This window comes from Petroclostridium xylanilyticum (assembly GCF_002252565.1).
GTDB lineage: Bacteria > Bacillota > Clostridia > SK-Y3 > SK-Y3 > Petroclostridium > Petroclostridium xylanilyticum.
The window spans coordinates 30,005-55,918 of sequence record NZ_NPML01000018.1 but is presented as its reverse complement, the minus strand read 5'-3'; the positions used below and the strand labels follow the sequence as shown (position 1 = coordinate 55,918).

The 25,914-nt window shown below is 38.9% G+C and carries 21 protein-coding genes and 1 other annotated feature; of the genes, 16 read left to right on the top strand and 5 right to left on the bottom strand.

Annotated features, from left to right (window positions below):
* The first annotated feature begins 89 nt into the window (after positions 1-89).
* Together CIB29_RS10265 and CIB29_RS10260 are read left to right on the top strand one after the other, a co-directional pair.
* Positions 90-533: a hypothetical protein gene (locus CIB29_RS10265; protein WP_094549396.1), complete on the top strand. Its 444-nt coding sequence runs from the start codon at positions 90-92 to the stop codon at positions 531-533.
* Positions 534-595: 62 nt separating this feature from the next.
* Positions 596-1,948, top strand: coding sequence for an O-antigen ligase family protein (locus CIB29_RS10260; protein ID WP_094549394.1), 1,353 nt, complete (start codon positions 596-598; stop codon positions 1,946-1,948).
* A gap of 80 nt (positions 1,949-2,028) precedes the next feature.
* Here CIB29_RS10260 and CIB29_RS10255 read toward each other — a convergent pair whose 3' ends face one another.
* From CIB29_RS10255 to CIB29_RS10240, 4 genes are all read right to left on the bottom strand, one after another.
* The gene (locus tag CIB29_RS10255; RefSeq protein ID WP_094549392.1) at positions 2,029-2,223 is read right to left on the bottom strand and encodes a hypothetical protein; all 195 of its coding nucleotides are present in this window, start codon (positions 2,221-2,223) and stop codon (positions 2,029-2,031) included.
* A gap of 133 nt (positions 2,224-2,356) precedes the next feature.
* The gene (locus tag CIB29_RS10250) at positions 2,357-3,121 is read right to left on the bottom strand and encodes a transposase (protein WP_094549390.1); all 765 of its coding nucleotides are present in this window, start codon (positions 3,119-3,121) and stop codon (positions 2,357-2,359) included.
* 118 nt (positions 3,122-3,239) lie between these two features.
* A complete protein-coding gene (locus CIB29_RS10245; protein ID WP_094549388.1) occupies positions 3,240-3,518 on the bottom strand; it encodes an ArsR/SmtB family transcription factor in 279 nt (92 codons plus the stop codon).
* Between the two features lie 71 nt (positions 3,519-3,589).
* Positions 3,590-6,055, bottom strand: coding sequence for a CoA-disulfide reductase (locus tag CIB29_RS10240; RefSeq protein WP_094549387.1), 2,466 nt, complete (start codon positions 6,053-6,055; stop codon positions 3,590-3,592).
* Positions 6,056-6,346: 291 nt separating this feature from the next.
* Between CIB29_RS10240 and CIB29_RS10235 the strand changes: the two genes are divergently transcribed.
* Positions 6,347-7,405 carry a type I phosphomannose isomerase catalytic subunit gene (locus CIB29_RS10235; protein ID WP_094549385.1) on the top strand — a complete coding sequence of 353 codons (1,059 nt, stop codon included), beginning with the start codon at positions 6,347-6,349 and terminating at the stop codon, positions 7,403-7,405.
* 185 nt (positions 7,406-7,590) lie between these two features.
* On the opposite strand, the gene glgP is transcribed toward CIB29_RS10235, so the two are convergent.
* Complete coding sequence (gene glgP, locus CIB29_RS10230) at positions 7,591-10,182, bottom strand: alpha-glucan family phosphorylase (RefSeq protein ID WP_094549383.1); 2,592 nt, start codon at positions 10,180-10,182, stop codon at positions 7,591-7,593.
* Positions 10,183-10,466: 284 nt separating this feature from the next.
* Here glgP and rpmG point away from each other — a divergent pair, with 284 nt between their 5' ends.
* The 13 genes from rpmG (at position 10,467) to fusA (ending at position 25,748) form a co-directional block, all read left to right on the top strand.
* Positions 10,467-10,616 (top strand): 50S ribosomal protein L33, encoded by a 150-nt coding sequence (gene rpmG / locus CIB29_RS10225; RefSeq protein WP_094549381.1) that lies wholly within the window; start codon positions 10,467-10,469, stop codon positions 10,614-10,616.
* Positions 10,617-10,653: 37 nt separating this feature from the next.
* A complete protein-coding gene (gene secE / locus CIB29_RS10220) occupies positions 10,654-10,875 on the top strand; it encodes a preprotein translocase subunit SecE (RefSeq protein ID WP_094549379.1) in 222 nt (73 codons plus the stop codon).
* Between the two features lie 38 nt (positions 10,876-10,913).
* Entirely contained in the window at positions 10,914-11,435 is a 522-nt protein-coding gene (gene nusG, locus CIB29_RS10215) for a transcription termination/antitermination protein NusG (RefSeq protein WP_094549378.1), read from the top strand.
* Between the two features lie 192 nt (positions 11,436-11,627).
* Positions 11,628-12,053: a 50S ribosomal protein L11 gene (gene rplK / locus CIB29_RS10210; RefSeq protein WP_094549376.1), complete on the top strand. Its 426-nt coding sequence runs from the start codon at positions 11,628-11,630 to the stop codon at positions 12,051-12,053.
* Positions 12,054-12,186: 133 nt separating this feature from the next.
* A complete protein-coding gene (gene rplA, locus CIB29_RS10205) occupies positions 12,187-12,882 on the top strand; it encodes a 50S ribosomal protein L1 (RefSeq protein ID WP_094549374.1) in 696 nt (231 codons plus the stop codon).
* Between the two features lie 55 nt (positions 12,883-12,937).
* Positions 12,938-13,113: a sequence feature (ribosomal protein L10 leader region), on the top strand.
* Positions 13,114-13,196: 83 nt separating this feature from the next.
* Positions 13,197-13,739, top strand: coding sequence for a 50S ribosomal protein L10 (gene rplJ, locus CIB29_RS10200; RefSeq protein WP_094549372.1), 543 nt, complete (start codon positions 13,197-13,199; stop codon positions 13,737-13,739).
* Positions 13,740-13,825: 86 nt separating this feature from the next.
* Positions 13,826-14,215, top strand: coding sequence for a 50S ribosomal protein L7/L12 (rplL, locus tag CIB29_RS10195; protein WP_094549370.1), 390 nt, complete (start codon positions 13,826-13,828; stop codon positions 14,213-14,215).
* A gap of 327 nt (positions 14,216-14,542) precedes the next feature.
* Entirely contained in the window at positions 14,543-18,271 is a 3,729-nt protein-coding gene (gene rpoB, locus CIB29_RS10190; RefSeq protein WP_094549368.1) for a DNA-directed RNA polymerase subunit beta, read from the top strand.
* A 17-nt stretch (positions 18,272-18,288) separates the two neighbouring features.
* Positions 18,289-21,804, top strand: coding sequence for a DNA-directed RNA polymerase subunit beta' (gene rpoC, locus CIB29_RS10185; RefSeq protein WP_094549366.1), 3,516 nt, complete (start codon positions 18,289-18,291; stop codon positions 21,802-21,804).
* A gap of 199 nt (positions 21,805-22,003) precedes the next feature.
* Positions 22,004-22,249, top strand: coding sequence for a ribosomal L7Ae/L30e/S12e/Gadd45 family protein (locus CIB29_RS10180; protein ID WP_094549364.1), 246 nt, complete (start codon positions 22,004-22,006; stop codon positions 22,247-22,249).
* Between the two features lie 204 nt (positions 22,250-22,453).
* Positions 22,454-22,891, top strand: a complete 438-nt coding sequence (gene rpsL / locus CIB29_RS10175) for a 30S ribosomal protein S12 (protein ID WP_094549362.1) — start codon at positions 22,454-22,456, stop codon at positions 22,889-22,891.
* Between the two features lie 175 nt (positions 22,892-23,066).
* Complete coding sequence (gene rpsG / locus CIB29_RS10170) at positions 23,067-23,537, top strand: 30S ribosomal protein S7 (RefSeq protein ID WP_094549360.1); 471 nt, start codon at positions 23,067-23,069, stop codon at positions 23,535-23,537.
* A 126-nt stretch (positions 23,538-23,663) separates the two neighbouring features.
* Positions 23,664-25,748, top strand: a complete 2,085-nt coding sequence (fusA, locus tag CIB29_RS10165) for an elongation factor G (protein ID WP_094549358.1) — start codon at positions 23,664-23,666, stop codon at positions 25,746-25,748.
* The last annotated feature ends 166 nt before the right edge of the window (positions 25,749-25,914 follow it).

The window sequence follows — 25,914 nt, the reverse complement described above, 5'->3', positions numbered from 1 at the left end:
GCATTTATAAAAACAAATAAATCATATTTAAAATTTTTCTATATATGATATAATTAAAAAAGTATTTAATAGTAATACGGAGGTTTAAGATGAACGAGTATGCATATTCCAGAAGAGTGCCGGGAGACAAGAAGATGAAGCCGCATAAACTCATCCTTTTAATTACAGGTGCTGTTGCAGCATTATCCATTATATTTTTTCTTTCATTTTCTATATCCTATAATAAGATTTCTGCTGACCGGAAGCTTAGCAAAAATGCAAATGAAACAATAAAAGAACAGGCTGTACAAATCAATGAACTAAAAAATCAGCTGAGTGCTAAAGACGAAGAAATTGAAAATTTAAAGCTGCGAATTGAAAAGTACGAGGGTATTATAGCAGATTTGAAAGATAAAGAACAATATTCAAAGATGATTGCTGAAGAACTAAACGAGCTTCCCAAAGAAACCAAATCAAAGCAGCAATCCCCTCAGCCTTCAGAACCAAATAAACAATCAGATGTGCAAAAGGATATATACCAAAAAGCCCAATAGTTTTGATGCAAGTGAGTTAATTTTTGTAACAATAAGTATTTTTAAGATAAGCGGGATAGAAGATGGTAGCTAAGACAAACGGGCAGAATAGCAGAATAAAAACATGTATTGAGAAAACCGCAGTAATTCTATTTTTTATTATTGCGTCTATTTTTCAGGGATTATACTTTTTTCATCAATACCTTATAGCAAATATCGTCATTATGATATATGCGGGTTATATTATATATCAAAAAAGAGATAAACTGTTTCTTAACAGGACAGTTATATCTCTTTTTGTATTTTCAGTCCTGTATATTGTATCAGTTCTATATGGAGTAAACAAAGAAGGAGCACTGCGGGAAGCGTTAAGAGTAATCGCATTTACACCTGTCTTTATGATTGGTTCATTGTGCCACAACCATCATAAACAATGGATAGATAAGGGCATTATAATTTCAGGTGTCATTGTAAGCCTATTAGGATTGATGGCGTTATCAGGTATATTTCCTATTGAAGGAGCGGTATTTGATGAAAGAGTACAATCGACTTTTCACTATGCAAATACTGCAGCTGTATATTTTATGATAGGGATTATATTATGTTTAAAGTATCTGAGTCAAGTGAGGAGTGGGGAGTGGAGAGTGGTGCTAAACCTGTGCATATATATCCTTACCTGTGGATTGGTCCTGACTTATTCCCGTGGAATGTGGATAATATTCTCTCTTTTTAGCTTATTTATATTATTGTCCGGGAGGTTACTGGATAAAGATAGTAAAATAAGATATTTGTTTTTATTAGCACTATCAGCGATTGTTTCTCTATTCTTAGTATCTAACTCTGGAGAAATACGGTTTACAGTAGTACTGTTAATTGGAGCAATCACGGCCATACTTCCTGAATACCTGGGTATGCCGTTTTATATGAATTCATTAAAAGTATTAATGGTTATCGGGCTTGCAGCTATTAACCTTGTGAGAAATCCGGTTTACAGTAGAATAACAGATATCGGTTTTGATGTTACTGAATGGGCAGCGAGAATGGCTTATTATAAAGGGGCTCTAAGGCTTATAGCCGACTATCCCCTTTTTGGTGCAGGGGCGATGGGATGGGCAGTGCTATGCGAGCAATATGCGGCAGATTATGTAAAATACGTACACAACTATTTCTTACAGGTATTAACCGATGTAGGACTGACCGGTTTTGCTTCTCTCATGGTATTTATTATTAGTACTTTAGTGAGATTTGCAAGAGCAAAACAAAAGGACTGGTACTACTTGATAGTTATATTAACAATCTTGTCCCATTCATTGATAGATGTAGACATGCATTTTCAACTTATTTCAATTATCTTTTTCTTATACTGCGGAATGATTTGCGACAGGGGACGGTTCGAAACCACTGAAAAAGTCCGATTTAGCAGGAAGAAGGGGTAAGGCTCGGGGACTGGACCTCCTGTCTTGTGCGGTTTTTACAAGACAGAGGACCTATCACCGTATGTTGCCCCTTTAAGGAATCAACCATAATACTTTTTAGAATTATTTTCTATATTATTTTGAAGTTTATAATATTCTTCAATTAAAACATCCAGTTTTTGGCTTACTAATACTTTAGTTTCATATGGGACATCCGGGTTATGGAAAAGATTGCATAGCTTCACTTTTAATAAATAAATCTGTGAATTTAATACGTTAATATCTGTACCATACATAGCAGACCCTCGTTATATTTATTAGATATAGTTAATAATAAAATAATTCGAAAAGACATTTATAAAAAACGGGGTCATTTGAAAATATTTTTACAACAGATCAACAAACGATCAACAGGGACGGTTCTTGCTGTCAAGCTTTACTAATAGCAGTTCTATTAATACCCGTTACTCTTGATATCTGCAGAACAGACATGCCCTCTATTTCCTTGGCTTTTTTCAAAATACTATTTCTTTTTTCGATATCTAATCTTTGTATATCCGATATGTTTTTTAAATTACCTATTTTTTTTATAATATCTCTTGCTTTCTCATCGGTTAATTTAACTTTATTTTCTATTTCTAAGCATTTATCATTGTTAGGCTCGTTCATGTAATCAATATACCTTTTTATTGCCAGGTCTTTATTCTCTGATAGCATTCCTAGAAAAAATTCCGCATCAATCATTGTTTGTCTATCTCTATGTATATAACTATTGTAGCTACTCCATTTATAATCTTCCATACTCGATAATCCGGCTTTTACAGGGTTTTGGTGTATATACCTTATTACCATACAAAAATAGCTATTACTTTCCACCGTTTCGCTCTTATACCTATCTTGAAATAAATGTCCGTTCCTTTCATACTTCCAATTAAAATAGTAGGCATAACTTGTACCGATCTTTTTCAATATTTTTGATATTTCCACTTCTTTTTCTCTTATGAGCAAATGGACATGATTATTCATTAAGCAATACGCATAAATTTCAAAATTAGTTTCCTTTTTAAATCTCTCTAATGTTTCTATATATCTTTGTCTATCTTCATCATCTTCAAAAATGTCTTGTTGATTGATTCCTCTTACCATAATATGATATATCCCCGAACTGCTTTTCTCTCTTGCTATTCTTGGCACATAAATCACCTCAAACTAATTTTATAATAGCTCTAGGTGATTTGTCAATAAGAACCGTCCCTATTGTCTGAGACTATTGTCTGAATAAAGTTTAAATATTTTTTCAATAGAGGTACTGCTATCCGAACAGTACCTCTATTATTTTTTTTACATCTTCATTTACAACTTTATAGCAGATTTCCAGCCCATTCCGGTCCCCTTCAATAATTCCCGCAGCTTTTAATTTTGACAGATGCTGTGAGACGGTGGATTGGGGCAGATTCAAGCATTCCTGCATGTGGGTGACATTGCACTGGTTTTCAATCAGCCCTTTGACAATGCAAAGCCGGACAGGATGAGCCAGTGCCTTCAGGATTTCACTTTTTTGATCGTAGTCTTTAATGTTAATATTTTTCATTTCTTTAATTCAATCCTTCAAACATTGTCAGAATAAAATTCTCAATTATATAAATAGATTATATAAATAGATTATATAAATAGGTTCGTATCTGCCGATTCAGCGGCTCCAAGGAAGGTTGCAACGCCACCTATTTCAATACCATCAATCAGTTCTTCTTCCTTGATGCCCATTACATCCATGGACATGCTGCATGCAACAATTCGGACACCCTGGGCTTTTGCCTGCTCAATTAAATCTTCAAGGGAAGATACATTCTTTTTATTCATGATATATCTAATCATTTTGCCGCCCATACCGCCCATATTCATCTTGGAAAGGCCGAGCCTTCTGGAACCTCTGGGCATCATCATGCCAAACATAGATTCAAGCAGACTTTTTTTAACCTTAACCTTGTTATGTTTTCTTAAAATATTTAGTCCCCAGAAGGTAAAGAACATGGTTACTTTTCTTCCCATTGCTGCAGCACCGTTTGCTATAATAAAGGAAGCAATCGCCTTGTCAAGGTCTCCGCTAAATACAATCATAGTTTTATCATTTCCCGAACTGGTTACATTATGCTGGCTCATCCTTCCATTCCCTTTCTTAATGCATGCTTTTATATTCTTGCCTTCTTTACCTACCTTAATTAACTGGTGACCGGTGCGTTCACACCATGCCTTGATGTCTGTACCGAAAGCAGGGTCACTAGCCGTTACTTCCAGCACTTCCCCTACATTCATTGAATTGATTGCATTATTTACCTGCATAATTGGGCCGGGACACTGGAGACCGCAAGCATCCAGCCTAATATCCACCACTGCATCGCAATTTTCAGGATCCGGAGATGATGCATGGATTAAATCGGAATTATCAATTCTTTCATAGTCATAGATGTCCTGGTTACCCTGTTTTTGAACAGCAGGGAAATAAGTCTTGTATCCGCCGCTGAGGTTCTTAACATTCTTATAGCCGTTTTGCATGAGTATTCTGCAGGCAAGGTATCCTCTTAAGCCTACCTGACAGAAGATAATTACTTCTTTATCCTTCGGAATTTCATTCATTCTGTTTCTTAATTCATCTACAGGAATGTTTACTGCACCTTGTATGGTACCCATGCTAAATTCCATCGGAGTTCTAACATCCACCAATATGGATTTGTTTTTGTCCAGGTTGGCGATTTCATCCCAGTGAATAACTGCCACATCACCTTTTAGAATATTGGAAGCAACATATCCCGCCATGTTAACCGGATCTTTTGCAGAAGAATAAGGAGGAGCATAAGACAGTTCCAGTTTTTCAAGGTCATACACCGTCATTCCTGCCCGGATTGCCGTAGCAATAACATCTATTCTTTTTTCAACACCTTCATAACCCACAGCCTGTGCGCCTAATATCTTCCCATCTTTAGGAGAGAACAGGAGTTTTAAGGATATGGGCATAGCTCCAGGATAGTATCCGGCATGGGAAGCTGAATGGGTAAAGGATTTCTGGTATGGAATGTTAAACCTCTTGAGGATCTTTTCGTTGTTTCCTGTAGAGGCAACAGTCATATCAAATACCTTTAATACGGAAGTACCCTGGGTACCTTCATACTCTTCTTTGATGCCGCAGATATTGTTTGCTACAATTCTACCTTGTTTGTTAGCCGGTCCTGCAAGAGGAATCAGTGCAGGATTACCATTTACATAATCTATGACTTCAATGGCGTCCCCAACAGCATAGATGTCCGGGTTGGAAGTTTGTAATGTCTTATTGACCTTGATTCCTCCGCGTTCACCCAAAGCCAGCCCTGCCTTCTTTGCAAGTTCAGTTTCAGGGCGGACACCAATACCTAAGACAATCATATCGGTTTTGATTTCCTTACCGCTGTTCAGCTCTACTACCGAATATTTTGAATTATGCTGCAGGGCTTTCACACCATCTTCCAGATAGAATTCAACACCCTTTTCTTTCAGATGTGCATGCACCAGGGCAGCCATTTCATAGTCAATTGGGCCGATTACCTGGTTTGCCAGCTCTACTACAGTTACAACAATTCCTCTTTCGTGAAGATTTTCGGCAATTTCAAGCCCTATAAATCCACCGCCTACAACAACCGCCCTTTTAGGCTTGTGATTGTCTACAAAATCTTTTATTGCATAAGTATCCGGAATATTTCTCAGTGTAAATACATTGGGGGCATTAATTCCTTCAATGTTCGGTTTAATAGGAGCAGCACCGGGAGATAACACTAATTTATCATATGTTTCGGTATAGCTTTTGCCGTTTTTAAGGTCATGGACTTTAACTTCTTTTTTCTGTGGATCAATGGATACAACCTCACTGAATACTCTTACATCTATATTGAACCTTTGCTTCATTGCCTGGGGCGTTTGGACCAAAAGTTTTTCTTTTTCTTTGATCACTTCCCCTATATAATAGGGTAAGCCGCAGTTAGCAAATGAAATATGTTCTCCTCTTTCGAAAAGTATGATTTCACATTTTTCATCAAGACGTCTTAACCGCGCGGCTGCACTGGCTCCACCGGCCACGCCTCCAATAATCAGTACTTTCATATATTTAGACTCCTTTCATATACGTTCTATATATTATCATATTACAATATTACGATATAGTTGTCAATGTTAATTTATTAACATGAGTACATATTTTCCGTATGGTCCGATTTATGAAAATTTATCCATACAACCCTCACCAACCTTTCTCCCAAACTACATTGTATCAGTTGCATTGGAATTATTTTCTTCAAATATTAAATATGTGCCCTATTAACATTATGTTACTATTAATTTTTTTATTATATGTGATATAATATCATCGGTTGGTATAAAAAGGAGTGATCAATAATGTTATATCCGTTAAAATTACAGCCAGTATATAAAGAACCTATATGGGGCGGTAAAAAACTTAGGGAAAAGTTTGGGAAAGATATCCCTTCTGACAGTACAGGCGAAAGTTGGGAAATCGCATGTCACGACAATGGGACAAGTACTATTGCAAATGGCAGCCTGAAAGGTAAATCTTTAAAAGAAGTAATAGAAATGTATGGGATGGATTTATTAGGGACTCGTACAGGAGAAGAAGGAATTAAAAAATTCCCTTTACTGGTAAAAATACTGGATGCATCGGATAGACTGTCGGTTCAGGTTCACCCGGAGGATGAATATGCTTTTAAAAATGAAAACGGCGAACTGGGCAAAACAGAGATGTGGTATGTCATCGATGCTGAGCCCGGAGCACAGCTGGTATACGGTGTTAAGCCGGGAGTTTCAAAGGAACAGTTTAAGCAAGGGATTATTAACGGTTCCCTGGAAAAACTTTTGAATTTTGTTGATGTTAAGGCTGGAGATGTGTTTTTTATTCCGGCTACCACTTTACATGCCATTGGAGCAGGACTGCTTATTGCAGAGATACAGCAAAATTCGGATACTACATATAGGGTATACGACTGGAACAGGATAGGGGATGACGGTAAACCCAGGCAGTTACATATAGATAAGGCGCTGGAGGTAACCAACCTGTCTGACGTAACCGGTAGAGAAAAAGTAGAAGGTCTTTCAGTTTGTGAAGGAGAGAACATAAGAACTTATCTGGTTGCCTGTAAGTATTTTATTACAGAAAAAGTCCAAATTAAGCAGGTTAGTCATGAGAAACTAAATGGTGAAAAGTTTGACATTATTATGGCTATCGAAGGAGAAGGCAAGATAGAATATAACGGTGGAGCAGAAGCCTTTAAAGCCGGAGATTCTTTCCTCATCCCTGCTAATATGGGGAATTACATCATAGCTGGCGAGTGTACTGTAATTAAAAGTTATGTCCCTGATATTTCTGAAGATATTATCCAGCCATTAAAGGAGAAGGGGATAAGTGATGAAGAACTGAAGAAAATCGGAGGGATAGTATGAAAATAGCACTGTCCCCATGTTGCACAATAGGACCGATACGGCTGGGTACCATCATATATGGAATGTTGCAGCCGGAAAATCACCATGGAGGGTGATTTTAGGCTTATCCCGGCACGGATGCTGGTATAAGCCGACGGCAAAACATGGAGTATATGATGGTACCCAGCCGGGTGAATGTATTTTCATCACTGAATATTGTATTCACTGGTTTCGACCCACTTAATAAGCCCAAGGTCGTACTCATTAATGAGTCCAGAGTGATATGGAAGTACTCTAAAGGTATATCCATATTCTCCTCCAGTATCAAGATGAATAGTCCCTTTATAGTGATAGTTATTACCTTCGCCCTGCCCCTGTAGTTCCATGGCGGCTATTTCCGGTTGTTCAATCATACCGTCCTGACCGATCTTTCCATAATATACTTCTACCCGGGCATTGTTTGGGTTAATATTGCCGAGGTATACGATGGTGCTTAACTCCACGGGACGGCCGGCAAAAATTTTCTGATCTGAATAGTAATTTAGCTTCCTGTCAGGAATAATTCTTACCTGGCTCCACTCGTTACTTACATGTGACTTCCACTGTGATAGTTCTTGAGCCAGGGCATAGTGATTTTTAGTGATCTCATCCTTCCTTCTCATAGCTGTCACATAATAGTCTTTTACATAATCCTGTACCATTCTTGCAGTACTAAAAACAGGGGCACAGGTTTTAATAGATGCTTTCATGGTCCTTACCCAATTAACGGGTATACCTTTCTCATTTCTCTCGTAATATAGCGGGACGATCTGCTCTTCCAAAGTGGCATATAGGGATTGGGCATCTACATTATCCTGCTGTTCGGTATTTGAATAATAGGTCTCATCACCAATTGCCCAACCGTTATGCCCATTATACCCTTCAACCCACCAACCGTCCAAAACACTAAAATTGATAATCCCATTTAGAGCCGCTTTCTGGCCGCTGGTGCCGCTAGCTTCCAGGGGTCTTCTAGGATTGTTAAGCCATACATCAACTCCTGAAAGGAGATGACGGGCAAGTTTCATATCATAGTTTTCCACCAGGAATACTTTACCTTTAAAACCTTCCTGATGTGCCAGGTCATGAATATGCTTGATTAATTCCTGGCCGGGATAATCGGCAGGGTGTGCTTTACCGGCAAAAATGATCTGCACAGGCATTGCAGGGTTATTGAGTATTCTCTGCAGTCTTGACAGATTGCGAAAAATCAGTGTAGCTCTTTTATAAGTAGCAAATCTGCGGGCAAAACCGATGGTGAGTGCATTGGGATCCAGCATTTTATCGATACTTTCAATTTCTTCCGGGGCTTCCCCGTTTCTTATTTTTTGAGTTTTCACTCTATCCCTGATGAAGTCGATCATTTTTTGTTTATTTGCCATATGAGCATCCCATAAAGCTTCATCAGGAATGTTATCTATATTACGCCACATTTTTGTATCATGGATATTTTCCTCCCAATTTTGTCCCAGATACTTTCCATATAAATCCTTCAGGGATGGATTCAGCCATGTTGCGGTATGAATTCCGTTGGTGATGGAACCGATAGGTACTTCTTCTTCAGGGATACGTTCCCATACGTGATTAAATATGTTTCTGGATACCATTCCATGTAACTTGCTCACACCATTTCTTTGACCGGCAGTTTTCAGGGCTAGAATAGTCATATTAAATACATCGCGGGAATCGGGGTGAGTGCTTGAGCCCATCTCCATAAACTGATGGCGGTTAATACCCAGGGAAGTCCATACATTGCTAAAGTATTTGTCCATTAAATAAAGAGGGAAACGGTCACTTCCCGCTGGTACCGGGGTATGAGTGGTAAAAACTGTAGAGGCAGCAACTACTTCCCGGGCATTATGGAAGGACAGGCCTTCGTATTGAATTAACTTGCGCATTATTTCTAAAGTACAAAAAGCGGAATGTCCTTCATTCAAATGATAGACGGATGGTTTAATTCCCAGAGCGTCCAGCGTCTTTATTCCACCGATTCCCAGAATGATTTCCTGGGAGATTCGCATTTCCTGCTCTCCACCATAAAGTATGGATGTAATATGCCTGTCGTCGAAGTTGTTTTCTGGAATATCAGTATCCATCATATAAATTTTAATTCGCCCTACATGTATTTCCCACACCTTTGCATGCACTGTTCTACCCGGGAAATCAGTAGATATAATTACGTCATTGCCATTTTGGTCTTTTGTCGCTTGAATGGGTAATTCGGAGATATTTTGCTTTATAAACTTAGCTTCCTGCCATCCCTCTTGGTTGAGCTGCTGCCTAAAATATCCCTGCTTGTAAAGCAAACCAACTGCAACAAAAGGCAGGCCTAAATCGCTGGCGGACTTGCAGTGGTCTCCAGAGAGAATACCCAAACCTCCCGAATACATAGGGAGAGTTTCATGCAATCCATATTCGGCGGAAAAATAAGCGATGATATTATCTTTCTTATCCGGGAAGTTTCTAATGAACCATGTATCATCTGCATTCATATAAGTATTAAATTGGTTTATAATATTATCATATATCAGCAAATATTCATGATTATCAGCAGCAGCCTCTAGCTTTTTACTGCTGACCTGCTGTAGAAAGCGTACAGGATTTTCCTCACATTCTATCCATAACTCCTGGTCGATACTTTCAAAAACGCTTACTGCATGGGTATTCCAGGACCACCAGAGATTATATGCCAATTCATTTAGCTTATTGATTCTCTCAGGCAGTTTAGGAACTACGGTAATTTTTTCGTATGCATACATAGTTGAACCTCCGTTTTTACGCTTTATTTTAATATATAAGGACGTTATGCTGAATTTAAGAACTATAAACTTATTTTTATAATTAACCAACTTTTATAAATTGTATGCAAAAACTTGCTTAAAAAACTTGACTAATACAATTAAATATGATATATTGAGTATTGCTTTCTATAGGTCTTTTTTTTTATGCTCAAAATAAATAGTACATGAACATTATATAAAGCAATTATTTTTAATATTCTTATTTTTTAAAAATTGTCTATTAATTTGTAGGAGGTGCCAATATGAGAACAAGAATTACTTTAGCTTGTACTGAATGCAAGCAGAGAAATTATAACACTATGAAGAATAAGAAAAATGATCCTGACAGATTGGAAATGAATAAATACTGCAAGTTCTGTAGAAAACATACTGTTCATAAAGAAACAAAATAATTATCAATACCAACTTAAAAAGAGGAAGTGAAGTACCATGGCTGAAGCTGCAAAGCAGACAAAGAAAAATGTTTCCTTTTCTAAAGTAGCGAAATATTTTAGAGAAGTTAAAGCAGAAATGAAAAAAGTTGTATGGCCAACATGGAAACAGGTTAGAAATAATACAATAGTTGTTATGATTTCAATTATTGTGGTGGGTATTGTAATATGGACTCTCGATTTTATTTTTGGTGGGGCTTTGAACTATCTCATTAAATAAAAAGGAGGAAAGGAAGCTCATATTTGCTTCTTAGACTTATGACGGATAATGCTAAATGGTATGTTGTGCATACATACTCCGGGTATGAGAACAAGGTAAAGGCTAACATAGAAAAAATGGTAGAAAACCGTGGCTTGGGTGACCAAATCCTTGAGGTCCAGGTACCGATGGAAGAGGTTATTGAAACAAAAGATAACAAGAAAAAAGCTGTAATGAGAAAAGTTTTCCCGGGGTATGTCCTGATAAAGATGATAATGACAGATGAAACCTGGTATGTAGTACGCAATACACGTGGAGTAACTGGTTTTGTCGGACCCGGTTCTAAACCTGTTCCACTTTCAGAAGAGGAAGTAAAGGCGATGGGTGTTGAAATTGGGCTTCCTCCGTTTGAGTTTGAAGTTGGTGATAGTGTAAAAGTTGTCTCCGGACCTCTTGAAAACTTCATTGGAGTAATAGAAGAAATAAACCTTGAAAAGAAAAAAGTGCGAGTTGCGGTATCCATGTTTGGGCGCGAAACTCCAGTTGAATTAGAATTTGGACAAGTGGAAGGAATTCTTTAATTGAGAATTAGTATGAAACTTCTCAATTGTTTACAATTGGTAATTTGCAAGAATATCTTGCTTATTATATAATTATTTGTTGTGGGAAGTTGAGAATGATCTCCACTCCCCACTGGAGCGGCAGCGAAATTGCCGTAAGTGGGAGGGCTAACAACCCGCCATACCACATTGTGTTATAAGGAGGTGCAAGCAATGGCTAAAAAAGTTACAGGTTTTATCAAATTACAAATTCCTGCAGGTAAAGCAACACCGGCACCACCAGTTGGACCGGCTCTTGGTCAGCATGGGGTTAACATCATGGCATTCTGTAAAGAATTTAATGAAAGGACAGCTAAAGATGCTGGACTTATCATTCCTGTTGTAATTACTGTATATCAGGACAGGTCTTTTACCTTTATTACTAAGACTCCTCCGGCAGCAGTATTACTCAAAAAAGCATGCAAGATTGAAAGCGGTTCTGGAGTGCCGAATAAAACAAAGGTTGCAAAGATTTCCAAAGCAGAGCTTAGAAAAATTGCTGAACAAAAAATGCCTGATTTAAATGCTGCAAGCATTGAAGCTGCAATGAGCATGATTGCAGGAACTGCAAGAAGCATGGGCATCGTTGTTGAAGACTAATATTTTAGGAAATTAGTTTTAAATGGGTATTGCTAAAATTGGTAATTGTCAATTCTCAATTGTCAATTATCAATTCTTTAAAGCGTGGGAGGAATAAAAATTCCGTAAGTAACCACAGAAGGAGGATTTTGTAGTGAAGAGAGGAAAGAAATATTTAGAGAGTGCAAAGCTAATAGATAGAACTAAGCTTTATGATCCTAAAGAAGCTTTTAGCTTGGTACAACAAGCTTCAAAAGCTAAGTTCGATGAAACTGTTGAAGCTCATATAAAACTGGGTGTTGACTCCAGGCATGCTGATCAACAGGTAAGAGGTGCAGTTGTTCTGCCACATGGAACAGGTAAAACTGTAAAAGTGCTTGTGTTTGCAAAAGGCGATAAAGCAAAAGAAGCTGAAGAAAATGGCGCTGATTATGTGGGTGCTGAAGATCTTGTTGCAAAAATTCAGAATGAAAACTGGTTTGATTTCGATGTTGTGGTTGCTACTCCTGATATGATGGGCGTAGTTGGTAGATTGGGGAGAGTGTTGGGTCCTAAAGGATTAATGCCTAACCCAAAAGCCGGTACTGTTACTATGGATGTAGCGAAAGCAATTAAAGATATCAAAGCCGGTAAGATTGAATATAGATTGGATAAGACAAACATTATTCACTGTCCTATCGGTAAGGTATCCTTCGGTCCAGATAAGCTTGCTGATAACTTCCATACCCTTATGGATGCCGTTATAAAAGCTAAGCCAGCAGCGGCAAAAGGGCAATACCTGAGAAGTGTTGTTGTAGCTTCTACCATGGGACCGGGGATTAAAATCAATCCGGCAAGAGTTAGTGAATAATTGGTTATTAAAAATCCTTGACAAGATAATATTTAAATGGTATTATCTTAAAAGTAAAAAATGAATACGAATTCCGTAGACAGTAGGTGCGTATGCTTAATAGATTAACATCCTACCGAGGAGAAATGTATAAGATTAAGGTTCAGATTTAGATTAAGTTCTAAATGCTGTTCAATTTTATATTATAAGGTTCTCTGCGTCTACGGGTAGAGAACCTTTTTTGATGAATAGTGTCCGCATACTTGTGACTTCGGTAGAGTTAAGGACTCGAACTGCATTCTCAATTCTTAATTCATTCGACGGGAGGTGTTTAGATGCCAAGCCAAAAAATACTTGAACAAAAAAAGGAAGTTGTGCAAGAACTGGTTGAGAAATTAAAAAAAGCTAGTTCTGGTATTTTAGTTGACTACAGAGGGTTAACAGTTGAACAGGATACTGAGTTAAGAAATCAGTTAAGAAAAGCTGGAGTTGAGTATAAAGTTGTAAAAAATACTCTAACAAGATTTGCAGCAAAGGAAACAGGATATGAAGGTTTAGATCCATTTTTGCATGGTCCTACTTCATTGGCTTTAACCTATGAAGATCCTGTAGCCGCAGCTAAAGTATTAACTGAATTTGCAAAGAAAAATGAAAAACTCGAAATCAAAGTTGGTTTTGTTGATGGTAAAGTAATCGATATTAATGGAATCAAAGCATTGGCTGATTTGCCACCAAGAGAAGTACTTATTGCAAAAGTACTGGGTGGATTCAACGCTCCAATATCTGGTTTCGTAAATGTTCTTAATGCAAACCTCAGAGGTCTTGCAGTAGCCTTGAATGCAATCGCTGAAAAGAAAGCGGCGGAAGGACAGGCGTGATTTAATTATTTTAGCAGAAAAACTAACAATAATTATTCATTGTTAATTATTAATTATTAATAAAAAATAAGTGGAGGTATAAAACAATGGCAAGTGAAAAAGTTACTAAATTAATTGAAGATGTTAAAGCGTTAACTGTATTAGAATTATCTGAATTAGTAAAAGCTCTTGAAGAAGAATTTGGAGTATCTGCAGCAGCTCCTGTAGCAGTAGCAGCAGCTCCTGCAGCAGGTGGTGCAGCAGCAGCTCCTGCAGCTGAAGAAAAGACTGAATTTACAGTAGTTCTTGCAAATGCTGGGGCAGAAAAGATCAAAGTTATTAAAGTAGTAAGAGAATTAACCGGTTTAGGCTTAAAAGAAGCTAAAGATTTAGTAGATGGCGCTCCAAAGACCATTAAAGAAAATGTTTCTAAAGAAGAAGCTGAATCAATGAAAGCTAAACTTGCTGAAGTTGGAGCAACTGTTGAACTTAAATAATTCATTTCTATAATAAAAAACACCTCGCACGAGGTGTTTTTTATTTCATAAAAAAACAGTCAAAAATAATTGTTGACTATTTATTGTTGATATGTTAAAATTATTAATTGCATTGTGAACAAATGTTTAATGTGCGTTTTGTAAAGATAATTTATCTATTCTACTACATAAATTATAGCATATATGAATAACCAAGGCAATATTTGTTAATAATATTTTAGTGTGTTTACTATATTATACTTATTTATAATTTATGTAGTTTTATAAAAAAATATACAATATCATATATAAAATTCCCCCTATAAAATAAAATGAGGTGATCAAACTATGGTACATCCCGTGCAACTTGGAAAGAATGTCAGAATGAGTTATTCGAAAATTGACGAAGTATTGGACATGCCAAATCTTATAGAGGTTCAAAAGAACTCCTATAAGTGGTTTCTGGAGGAAGGCCTAAGAGAGGTGTTCAGAGATGTATCACCCATCACTGACTATACCGGAAATCTAATTCTTGAGTTCATAGATTATTCTCTTGATGACAACCCCAAGTACTCTGTTGAAGAGTGTAAAGAAAGAGATGCTACATATGCTGCACCGCTTAAAGTAAAGGTGAGGCTGATTAATAAGGAAACCGGAGAGGTTAAAGAGCAGGAAATATTTATGGGGGATTTTCCGCTTATGACGGACCAGGGGACATTTATTATTAACGGGGCTGAAAGAGTTATTGTCAGCCAGTTAGTAAGGTCGCCTGGCATTTATTATGCAATGCAATTTGATAAAACAGGAAAGAAGTTGTTCTCTTCTACAGTTATTCCCAATAGGGGTGCATGGCTTGAATATGAAACTGATTCCAATGATATTTTCTCTGTAAGAATAGATAGAACCAGAAAATTGCCGATTACTGTATTAATCCGTGCCCTTGGGTTTGGCACGGATGCTCAGATTATAGATATCCTTGGGGAAGATGAAAGAATATTAGCAACGATTGAAAAGGATAATACCAAATCAGAAGAAGAAGGGTTATTAGAAATTTATAAGAGGTTGAGACCCGGCGAACCTCCTACTGTTGAAAGTGCGAAATCCTTATTGTATGGTTTGTTTTTCGACGCAAAAAGATATGACCTGGCGAAAGTAGGAAGGTTCAAATTCAATAAGAAAATGGCTCTCTCTGCAAGAATTAACAACCATAGAGCAGCAGATGATATTGTTGACCCTGAAACAGGAGAAATATTGGTTGAAGCAGGCAACCGAATTGACAGGGTAATGGCAGAGAGAATACAAAATGCCGGAATTAACACTGTATATCTCGATGTTGAGGGAAAAAGGGTAAAAGTAATAGGTAACGGAATGGTTAACATGCAGGTACATGTTAATTTTGATCCTGCAGAAGTTGGTGTTACAGAACAGGTTAAATATGATGTCCTGAAGAAGATACTGGAAGAAAACACAAATGAAAAAGATATTAAAGCTGCAATTAAAGAAAAGATTGATGAGCTCATTCCAAAACATATTACCATTGAAGATATTATAGCATCTATTAACTATAATAACAATCTTTCCTATGGAATTGGTACAACAGATGATATTGACCACCTTGGAAATAGAAGATTGCGTTCAGTAGGTGAATTACTGCAGAATCAATTTAGAATCGGTTTGGCGAGAATGGAGAGGGTAGTAAGAGAGAGAATGACAATTCAAGACCTTGATATTGTTACTCCTCAAGCCCTTATTAATATACGGCCGGTTGCTGCAGCGATTAAGGAATTCTTTGGAAGCAGCCAGCTTTCTCAGTTTATGGATCAGACCAACCCATTGGCAGAATTAACCCACAAGAGAAGGCTAAGTGCTCTTGGACCTGGTGGTTTGAGCAGAGAAAGAGCCGGTTTCGAAGTACGTGACGTTCACCATTCCCACTATGGCCGTATGTGTCCTATTGAAACGCCTGAAGGGCCTAACATTGGTCTTATCAGCTCTCTAAGTACATATGCAAGGATCAATGAATATGGATTTATTGAAGCACCTTACAGACGTGTTGACAAAGAGAGCGGCGTAGTTACTGACGAGATCATCTACATGACTGCAGATGTAGAAGATGAGTATATCATAGCACAGGCAAACGAGCCATTGGATGAGGAAGGAAGATTCATCAGCAAAAAGGTTACTGCAAGATTCAAAGAAGAGATTCTCGAAGTAGAGTCCGAAAAAGTGGATTTTATGGACGTTTCGCCTAAGCAGGTAGTATCTGTAGCTACAGCGATGATACCGTTCCTGGAAAATGACGACGCAAACCGTGCATTAATGGGATCCAACATGCAGCGTCAGGCTGTTCCGCTATTAAGAACCGATTCACCTATTGTAGGAACCGGTATGGAATATAAGGCTGCAAAGGATTCCGGAGTTGTTGTACTGGCACGGGAAAATGGTATTGTCGAAAAGGTTTCGGCCAATGAAATTGTAATCAGAACAGAAAGTGGAAAAAGAGACGTCTATAAACTTCTTAAGTTTATGCGTTCCAACCAGGGAACCTGTATTAACCAGAGACCTATTGTGTCAAGGGGAGATAAAGTTATCAAAGGCATGGTTATAGCTGACGGCCCTTCAACCGATAATGGTGAAATTGCTTTGGGCAGAAATATACTGATAGGTTTTATGACCTGGGAAGGTTACAATTACGAAGATGCTATTCTCATTAGTGAAAAGCTCGTAAGAGAAGATGTATTTACTTCCATACACATAGAAGAATATGAAGCAGAAGCCAGAGATACCAAGCTGGGTCCGGAAGAAATCACCCGGGATATTCCGAATGTAGGAGAAGATGCATTAAAAGACCTTGACGAAAGAGGGATTATCCGTATAGGAGCCGAAGTAAGATCAGGGGATATTCTGGTAGGTAAAGTAACTCCAAAAGGGGAAACTGAACTGACAGCAGAAGAAAGGCTTCTCAGGGCAATATTTGGTGAAAAGGCAAGAGAAGTAAGGGATACATCTTTAAGAGTACCTCATGGCGAAGCGGGTATTATTGTCGATGTTAAAGTATTTACCAGGGAAAATGGTGATGAATTGCCGCCAGGAGTAAATCAACTGGTAAGAGTTTATATTGCCCAAAAGAGAAAAATCTCCGTAGGAGATAAGATGGCAGGACGTCATGGAAACAAAGGTGTTATCTCCCGAATTCTGCCGGAAGAGGATATGCCGTTCCTTCCCGACGGCACACCATTGGAAATTGTTCTTAATCCTCTGGGCGTACCCTCACGTATGAATATCGGTCAGGTTTTAGAGGTCCACCTGGGTTATGCTGCAAAAGCGCTAGGATGGAAAATAGCTACCCCGGTATTTGATGGTGCAACAGAAGAAGACATTATGGAAACATTAATAAAAGCAGGAAAAGACCCGGATGGTAAGTCAATATTGTATGATGGAAGAACAGGAGAGCCCTTTGATAACCGGGTTACCGTAGGATATATGTATATCCTCAAACTGGCTCACCTTGTTGACGATAAGATTCATGCCCGTTCTACCGGTCCCTATTCGCTGGTTACCCAACAGCCGCTGGGAGGTAAGGCACAGTTTGGCGGACAGCGTTTTGGTGAGATGGAAGTTTGGGCTCTGGAAGCCTATGGAGCTGCATATACGCTGCAGGAAATACTCACTGTTAAATCCGATGATGTAGTAGGACGTGTAAAAACTTATGAAGCTATCGTAAAAGGTGAAAATGTTCCCGAACCGGGCGTACCGGAGTCCTTCAAAGTATTGATTAAAGAACTTCAAAGCCTGGGCTTGGATATTAAGGTGCTCAGTGAAGAAAACGAAGAAATAGAAATTAAAGAATCAGTGGATGACGACCTGGATGACCTGAATGTCAATATTGAAGGCAGAGAAGATGAAGAACCTCTAACCGATTATGATGATGTGGATGCTTACAACGAAGATGAAGTACTCATTGATGACCTGGATATAGATGACCTGGATAGCGTAAATAATCTCAATGAGGACCTTCCGGATGATCTTTTTGATGAATCTTCTGATGATTTTGATGATCTAGATGATGAATTTTAAGGAAGGGAGATGAAGCCGTGTTTGAGTTTAATAATTTTCAAGCAATAAAGATAGGACTGGCTTCTCCGGAAAAAATAAGAGAATGGTCCAGAGGGGAAGTGAAAAAGCCCGAAACAATCAACTACAGGACTTTAAAGCCTGAAAGAGACGGATTGTTTTGCGAAAGGATATTTGGCCCCCAGAAGGACTGGGAATGCCACTGTGGTAAATACAAAAGAATTAGATATAAAGGAATTGTTTGTGACCGCTGTGGTGTTGAAGTAACGCGTTCAAAGGTTCGACGTGAACGTATGGGGCACATCGAGTTGGCTGCTCCGGTATCCCATATCTGGTATTTTAAAGGTATACCAAGTCGGATGGGGTTAATCCTGGATATGTCTCCAAGGGCATTGGAAAAAATCCTATACTTTGCTTCTTATGTAGTCATTGATCCGGGAAAAACTCCACTCATGAAGAAACAGCTGCTTTCTGAAAAGGAATATAGAGATGCAGTAGAAAAATACGACAATAAGTTTGTTGCAGGAATGGGAGCAGAAGCAATAAAGGTACTCCTGCAGGAAATTGACCTTGAGGCCCTTTCAAAAGAACTGCGGAGAGAGCTAAAAGATGCTTCCGGGCAGAAAAAGGTAAGAACAATTAAACGGCTTGAAGTTGTTGAAGCTTTTAGAAATTCCGGCAACAGACCGGAGTGGATGATAATGGATGTTGTACCGGTAATTCCGCCGGAATTGCGGCCGATGGTCCAATTAGACGGTGGAAGGTTTGCTACCTCTGACCTGAACGATTTATATAGAAGAGTAATCAATAGAAACAACCGTTTAAAAAGGCTTCTGGATTTAGGTGCTCCTGATATTATTGTAAGAAATGAAAAGAGGATGCTGCAGGAAGCCGTAGATGCGCTTATTGATAATGGTAGAAGGGGCCGGCCGGTTACCGGACCTGGTAACAGGCCTCTCAAGTCCTTATCTGATATGCTGAAAGGAAAGCAGGGACGTTTCAGACAGAACCTTTTGGGTAAGCGTGTTGACTATTCAGGACGTTCAGTTATTGTCGTAGGTCCTGAGCTTAAGATATTCCAGTGTGGTCTTCCAAAGGAAATGGCGCTTGAGTTATTTAAGCCGTTCGTAATGAAGAAGCTGGTAAATGACGGCCTTGCCCATAACATAAAAAGTGCAAAGAGAATGGTAGAAAGGGTAAAAAATGAAGTATGGGATGTATTAGAACAGGTAATCAAGGAACACCCTGTACTGTTGAACCGTGCTCCTACGCTGCATAGATTAGGTATACAGGCGTTCGAGCCAATACTGGTAGAAGGTAGGGCAATAAAACTGCACCCATTAGTATGTACAGCTTATAATGCAGACTTCGATGGAGACCAGATGGCTGTACACGTACCCCTTTCTGCAGAGGCACAGGCAGAAGCAAGATTTTTGATGCTTTCCGCCAATAACTTGCTCAAGCCTCAGGATGGACGCCCGGTTACCGTTCCAACCCAGGATATGGTATTAGGAAGCTATTACCTGACACTTGAGAAAAAAGGTGACAAGGGTGAAGGTAAGATATTTAGCAGCTTTAATGAGGCTCTATTAGCCTATGACAATGGTGACGTAACCTTACATGCACCTATTAAGGTCAAAGTTACAAGAGCAATAGATGGAGAAATAAAGAGCAAAATTATCGATGCTACAGTAGGAAGAATAATATTTAATGAAGCGATTCCTCAGGATTTAGGATATGTGGACAGGACTGATCCTGAAAAAATGTTTGATTTGGAGATAAACTTCCTGGTTGATAAGAAACCACTAGGAAAAATTGTAGATAGGTGCATCAGGATTCATGGGACAACCAAGACTGCTATTGTGTTAGATAAAATTAAAGCATTGGGGTTTAAATACTCCACTAGAGGAGCTATCACGATTAGTGTATCCGATATGGAAATTCCGGCAGCTAAGAAGGAATTCCTGGCACAAGCGGAAGAGAGAATCGATAAGATAACCAAACAATATAAAAGAGGGCTTATCTCCGATGATGAAAGATATAACCTGGTTATCTCTACATGGAATCAGACGGTTGACAATGTTACCAACGCTCTGATGGACCATCTGGATAGATTTAACCCAATATACATGATGGCTCATTCGGGAGCAAGAGGTAGTATTAACCAGATCCGCCAGTTAGCCGGCATGAGAGGTTTGATGGCGAATACTTCCGGACGTACTATCGAAATACCCATAAGAGCAAATTTCCGTGAGGGTTTAAATGTATTGGAGTATTTTATATCTACCCATGGTGCAAGAAAAGGGCTTGCAGACACAGCACTAAGAACTGCTGACTCCGGATATCTCACCCGAAGATTGGTTGACGTCAGTCAGGATGTTATCGTAAGAGAGATTGACTGCGGAACAACCGAAGGAATAGTGGTTACAGATATCAGAGACGGCAATGAAATAATAGAAGGCTTGCAGGATAGATTACTGGGCCGTTATACCATGGAAGATGTTATCCACCCTGAAACCGGTCAGATCATTGTTCCAAATGGGCATATGATGAGTGATGATGATGCGGCAAAAATTGTAAAAGCCGGAGTTAAGAAAGTAAAGATCCGCTCTGTACTGACCTGCCGTTCTAGGTTCGGAGTATGTGCGAAGTGTTATGGCTCTAATCTTGCAAGTGGAGAGGAAGTAAATGTAGGAGAAGCCGTAGGTATTATTGCAGCCCAATCCATCGGGGAACCTGGTACCCAGCTTACAATGAGAACTTTCCACACCGGTGGCGTTGCCGGAGACGATATCACACAGGGTCTTCCCAGAGTAGAAGAACTATTCGAAGCAAGAAAACCGAAAGGATTGGCAATTGTTGCGGAAATTTCCGGTACCGTAAAAGTAAATGAAACCAAAAAGAAAAGAGAAGTTATTATTACAAATGAAGAAACCGGGGAATCCAAAACCTACCTCATACCTTACGGTTCAAGAATCAAGGTATTTGATGGCGATGTAGTAGAAGCTGCGGATGAATTAACAGAAGGTTCTGTAAATCCTCATGATATCCTGAAGATTAAAGGAAGTGCTGCCGTACAGGCGTACATGATACAGGAAGTACAGAGAGTTTACAGGTTACAGGGTGTTGATATCAACGATAAGCATATTGAAGTGATTGTAAGACAAATGATGCGAAAGGTGAAGATTGAAGACCCGGGAGATACCGACCTGTTACTTGGCAGTTTGGTAGATATGTTTGAATATGAAGAAGCAAATAAAAAGGCAATCGAACAGGGATTACAACCGGCAGACGGCAAAAGGGTGCTCCTGGGGATTACCAAAGCATCCCTGGCGACGGATTCGTTCCTGTCGGCAGCATCCTTCCAGGAAACAACAAGAGTGCTTACAGAAGCCGCCATTAAAGGAAAAGTGGACCCATTGGTTGGCCTGAAGGAAAATGTAATTATCGGTAAACTTGTTCCAGCTGGAACAGGCATGGCACGATACAGGGATATAAGTGTAGAAGTAGTGGAAGGACAGCCAGCGAATATTTAATGGTGAATAATTTTAATTGACAATTAACAATTGGCAATTGACATTAAATCAAAATTCAGTAAATATACAGTCAAATTGTCAATTGATTAATTGTCAATTGTCAATTTTTTTCTTGACACCTCTGTACTTCAATGATAGAATATTGCAGTGTGTGAAGTTATACATTTTCATAATATGCTTTCCAGGGGGATAATACTTGATGTTAGATGAACTCAAGAATGCAAAGAAAATCGTAGGAATTAAGCAGGCTGTAAAAGCAGCGCAAAATGGCAATGTAAGAAAAGCTTTTATTGCAAAGGACGCAGAAGAAAAAGTGGTAGGCTCTTTTAAACAGATTTGTTCAAGCAATTCTATCGAAATTGAATACGTAGATTCCATGAAAGAACTAGGAAAAGCTTGCGGCATTGATGTAGGCGCTGCAGTAGCAGTAATTGTTAATGAATAATTAACAATTAACAATGAGTAATTGCTTTAAAATACAAAATAGTTGCAGCAATTCATCGTTAATCCTTTGGAGACTGCAAAGCAGTCGATGAATTAGGAATCCTGCGCCTTTAGTTGTGGGAGGTTCAAAACTAATTTTAAATAGCTTTAAATTAATAGTTAGCTTATTAATTATTAATTGATACTTGTGAAGGGAGGTGTACGGATGCCAACATTTAACCAGCTTGTTAGGAAGGGAAGAGAGACAGTTGAAAAGAAATCTACTGCTCCTGCGCTTCAAAGAGGATTCAACTCATTGAAGAAAAGACCAACTGACCAGAGCTCACCCCAAAAGAGAGGAGTATGTACTTCAGTTAAAACCATGACTCCTAAAAAGCCTAACTCTGCATTAAGAAAAATTGCCAGAGTAAGACTTACCAATGGTGTTGAAGTAACAGCTTATATTCCTGGAATAGGGCATAACCTTCAGGAGCACAGCGTTGTTCTCATCAGAGGTGGTAGAGTTAAGGACCTTCCTGGTGTGAGATATCACATCATCAGAGGAACTCTGGATACTGCCGGAGTTGCTAAGAGAATGCAGGGAAGGTCAAAATACGGAGCTAAGAGACCTAAACCGGGCGCAGCCGGTGCAGCAAAGAAATAATAAGACCTAAATCCATTCGTGCGCATGCACGAAAAATTCAAAGTGCGACGTACGGAGTTTATATATATATTTAAAATATTTGTATAAATTGCAGTAGTCAGCACTGACAGCAATCGCTTAAAGCAATTGCTGAGTACCTGTGATAATTATTTATCATGAAAAGGAGGGAAGTAAAGTGCCAAGAAAAGGATATATAGCGAAGAGAGACGTATTGCCTGATCCAATTTATAATAATAAAGTTGTTACAAAGCTTATTAACAATGTTATGTATGATGGAAAAAAAGGTGTAGCACAAAGCATCGTATATGATGCATTCGATATTATTAAGGAAAAAACCGGCAAAGATCCTCTTGAAGCTTTTGAACAGGCTTTGAATAACATCATGCCAGTTCTTGAAGTTAAAGCCCGAAGAGTAGGTGGAGCTACCTACCAGGTGCCTGTAGAAGTAAAACCTGATAGAAGACAAGCATTGGGCTTAAGATGGCTTGTCGCCTATGCACGCACCCGTGGTGAAAAAACCATGAAAGAGAGACTTGCTGCTGAAATTCTTGATGCTATCAACAACACTGGTGGAGCAGTTAAGAAAAAAGAAGATACACATAAAATGGCAGAAGCAAATAAAGCATTTGCACATTACAGATGGTAGGATAGTTAACAGTTTACAGTTAACAGTTCACAGAATCTTTGTATTAAACATATTAAAGCTGTCTAAACTATGGTCAGTGAACTGTGAACAGTGAACTATGAACTAATTGAGGAAAGGAGGCATTCTGTGCCAAGAGAGTTTCCATTAGAAAAAACCAGAAATATAGGAATAATGGCTCACATTGACGCTGGTAAAACTACCACTACCGAAAGAATACTTTTCTATACCGGTAGGGTTCACAAAATTGGTGAAGTTCACGAAGGTGCTGCTACCATGGACTGGATGGAACAGGAGCAGGAAAGAGGTATAACCATTACTTCTGCTGCTACTACAGCGCAATGGAAAGGTCATAGAATTAACATTATAGATACACCAGGGCACGTTGACTTTACAGTTGAAGTTGAAAGATCTCTTAGAGTACTTGACGGATCTGTAACAGTGTTCTGTGCTAAAGGAGGAGTTGAGCCTCAGTCAGAAACCGTATGGCGTCAGGCGGATAAATACGGGGTTCCTCGTATGGCATATGTAAATAAAATGGACATCATGGGAGCAGACTTCTATAATGTTGTTGCCATGATGAAGGACAGATTAAAATGTAATGCTGTTCCAATTCAACTTCCAATAGGAAGTGAAGATACCTTCAAAGGTATCATCGACCTGGTAACAATGAAAGCATATATGTATTATGATGATTTGGGAAAAGATATCAGAGAAGAAGAAATTCCTGCTGATATGAAAGATAAGGCGGAAGAATACCATGCAGCGCTTGTTGAAGCTGTTGCTGAACAAGATGAAGAACTCATGATGAAATATCTTGAAGGCGAAGAATTAACCATTGACGAAATCAAGCAAGGTATCCGAATGGCTACTATAGCTGTTAAGATGATTCCTGTTTTATGCGGTACATCCTATAGAAATAAAGGTGTACAAAAACTGCTTGATGCTGTGGTTGATTACATGCCATCACCTTTGGATATACCTCCAATTAAAGGTGTTATTCCTGACAGTGGAGAAGAAGGTGAACGTCCTTCAAGCGATGAGGAACCATTTGCAGCACTGGCTTTTAAGATCATGACTGACCCATATGTAGGTAAGCTGTGCTTCTTCAGAGTATATTCCGGTACACTTGATTCCGGATCCTATGTCCTTAACTCTACAAAGGGTAAGAGAGAACGTATAGGACGTATACTGCAGATGCATGCAAACCACAGAGAAGATATTTCAAAGGTATATGCCGGGGATATTGCTGCAGCAGTTGGTTTGAAAGATACAACCACCGGGGATACACTTTGTGATGAAGCTCATCCAATTATCCTTGAATCCATGGAATTCCCGGAACCGGTTATCAAGGTTGCTATCGAGCCAAAGACAAAAGCCGGTCAGGAAAAAATGGGCATTGCATTATCCAAGCTTGCAGAAGAAGACCCAACCTTTAAGACATATACCGATGAAGAAACCGGCCAGACAATCATCGCCGGAATGGGTGAATTGCACCTTGAAATTATTGTTGACCGTCTCTTAAGAGAATTCAAGGTTGAAGCCAATGTAGGCAAGCCTCAGGTTTCCTACAAAGAAACTATTCGAAAAGCTGTTAAGATTGAACATAAATATGCCAGACAGTCGGGTGGTAAAGGTCAATACGGACACGTATTCCTTGAGCTTGAGCCTCAAGAACCAGGAAAAGGCTACGAATTTGTTAACAAGATTGTTGGTGGTGTTATTCCGAAGGAATACATCCCGGCTGTTGACGCCGGTGTGCAGGGCGCAATGCAGTCCGGTGTACTTGCAGGCTTCAATGTAGTTGACGTCAAAGTAACCTTATACGATGGTTCTTATCACGAAGTTGACTCTTCGGAAATGGCGTTTAAGATTGCCGCTTCCATGGCCTTCAAAGAAGGTATGAAGAAGGCAGACCCTGTGCTGTTGGAACCAATTATGAAAGTAGTAGTCGTTGTTCCTGAAGACTACATGGGAGACGTTATGGGTGACCTTAACTCCAGAAGAGGCCAGATTCAGGGAATGGAAGCAAGACCTGGAGCACAACAAATAACAGCATTTGTTCCTCTTGCTGAAATGTTTGGTTATGCTACTACGCTGCGTTCAAGGACGCAGGGTAGAGGTACCTTCAGTATGGAACCAAGCCACTTTGAAGAAGTACCAAAGAGCATCCAGGAAACAATTATTAGTGCAAGAGCGAAGAAATCTGAATAGTGAGGAGTGGACAGTGGGGAGTAAAACCCCTGTAAACAATATGCTGTTGACTCTAAACTAGTAGTCACTTATCAGTTTTCTCTTGAAAATTGGAAACAAAAGTAATAAAATAGTTTAAAACATTAATAATAAATAAATGAACGGTGTGAGGGTACAGGAGTGTGTG

Coding starts and splice junctions, on each gene's coding strand:
- CIB29_RS10265 (WP_094549396.1), top strand. CDS start 90: ATGAACGAGTATGCATATTCCAGAAGAGTGCCGGGAGACAAGAAGATG.
- CIB29_RS10260 (WP_094549394.1), top strand. CDS start 596: ATGGTAGCTAAGACAAACGGGCAGAATAGCAGAATAAAAACATGTATT.
- CIB29_RS10255 (WP_094549392.1), bottom strand. CDS start 2,223: ATGTATGGTACAGATATTAACGTATTAAATTCACAGATTTATTTATTA.
- CIB29_RS10245 (WP_094549388.1), bottom strand. CDS start 3,518: ATGAAAAATATTAACATTAAAGACTACGATCAAAAAAGTGAAATCCTG.
- CIB29_RS10240 (WP_094549387.1), bottom strand. CDS start 6,055: ATGAAAGTACTGATTATTGGAGGCGTGGCCGGTGGAGCCAGTGCAGCC.
- CIB29_RS10235 (WP_094549385.1), top strand. CDS start 6,347: ATGTTATATCCGTTAAAATTACAGCCAGTATATAAAGAACCTATATGG.
- glgP (WP_094549383.1), bottom strand. CDS start 10,182: ATGTATGCATACGAAAAAATTACCGTAGTTCCTAAACTGCCTGAGAGA.
- rpmG (WP_094549381.1), top strand. CDS start 10,467: ATGAGAACAAGAATTACTTTAGCTTGTACTGAATGCAAGCAGAGAAAT.
- secE (WP_094549379.1), top strand. CDS start 10,654: ATGGCTGAAGCTGCAAAGCAGACAAAGAAAAATGTTTCCTTTTCTAAA.
- nusG (WP_094549378.1), top strand. CDS start 10,914: ATGACGGATAATGCTAAATGGTATGTTGTGCATACATACTCCGGGTAT.
- rplK (WP_094549376.1), top strand. CDS start 11,628: ATGGCTAAAAAAGTTACAGGTTTTATCAAATTACAAATTCCTGCAGGT.
- rplJ (WP_094549372.1), top strand. CDS start 13,197: ATGCCAAGCCAAAAAATACTTGAACAAAAAAAGGAAGTTGTGCAAGAA.
- rplL (WP_094549370.1), top strand. CDS start 13,826: ATGGCAAGTGAAAAAGTTACTAAATTAATTGAAGATGTTAAAGCGTTA.
- rpoB (WP_094549368.1), top strand. CDS start 14,543: ATGGTACATCCCGTGCAACTTGGAAAGAATGTCAGAATGAGTTATTCG.
- CIB29_RS10180 (WP_094549364.1), top strand. CDS start 22,004: ATGTTAGATGAACTCAAGAATGCAAAGAAAATCGTAGGAATTAAGCAG.
- rpsL (WP_094549362.1), top strand. CDS start 22,454: ATGCCAACATTTAACCAGCTTGTTAGGAAGGGAAGAGAGACAGTTGAA.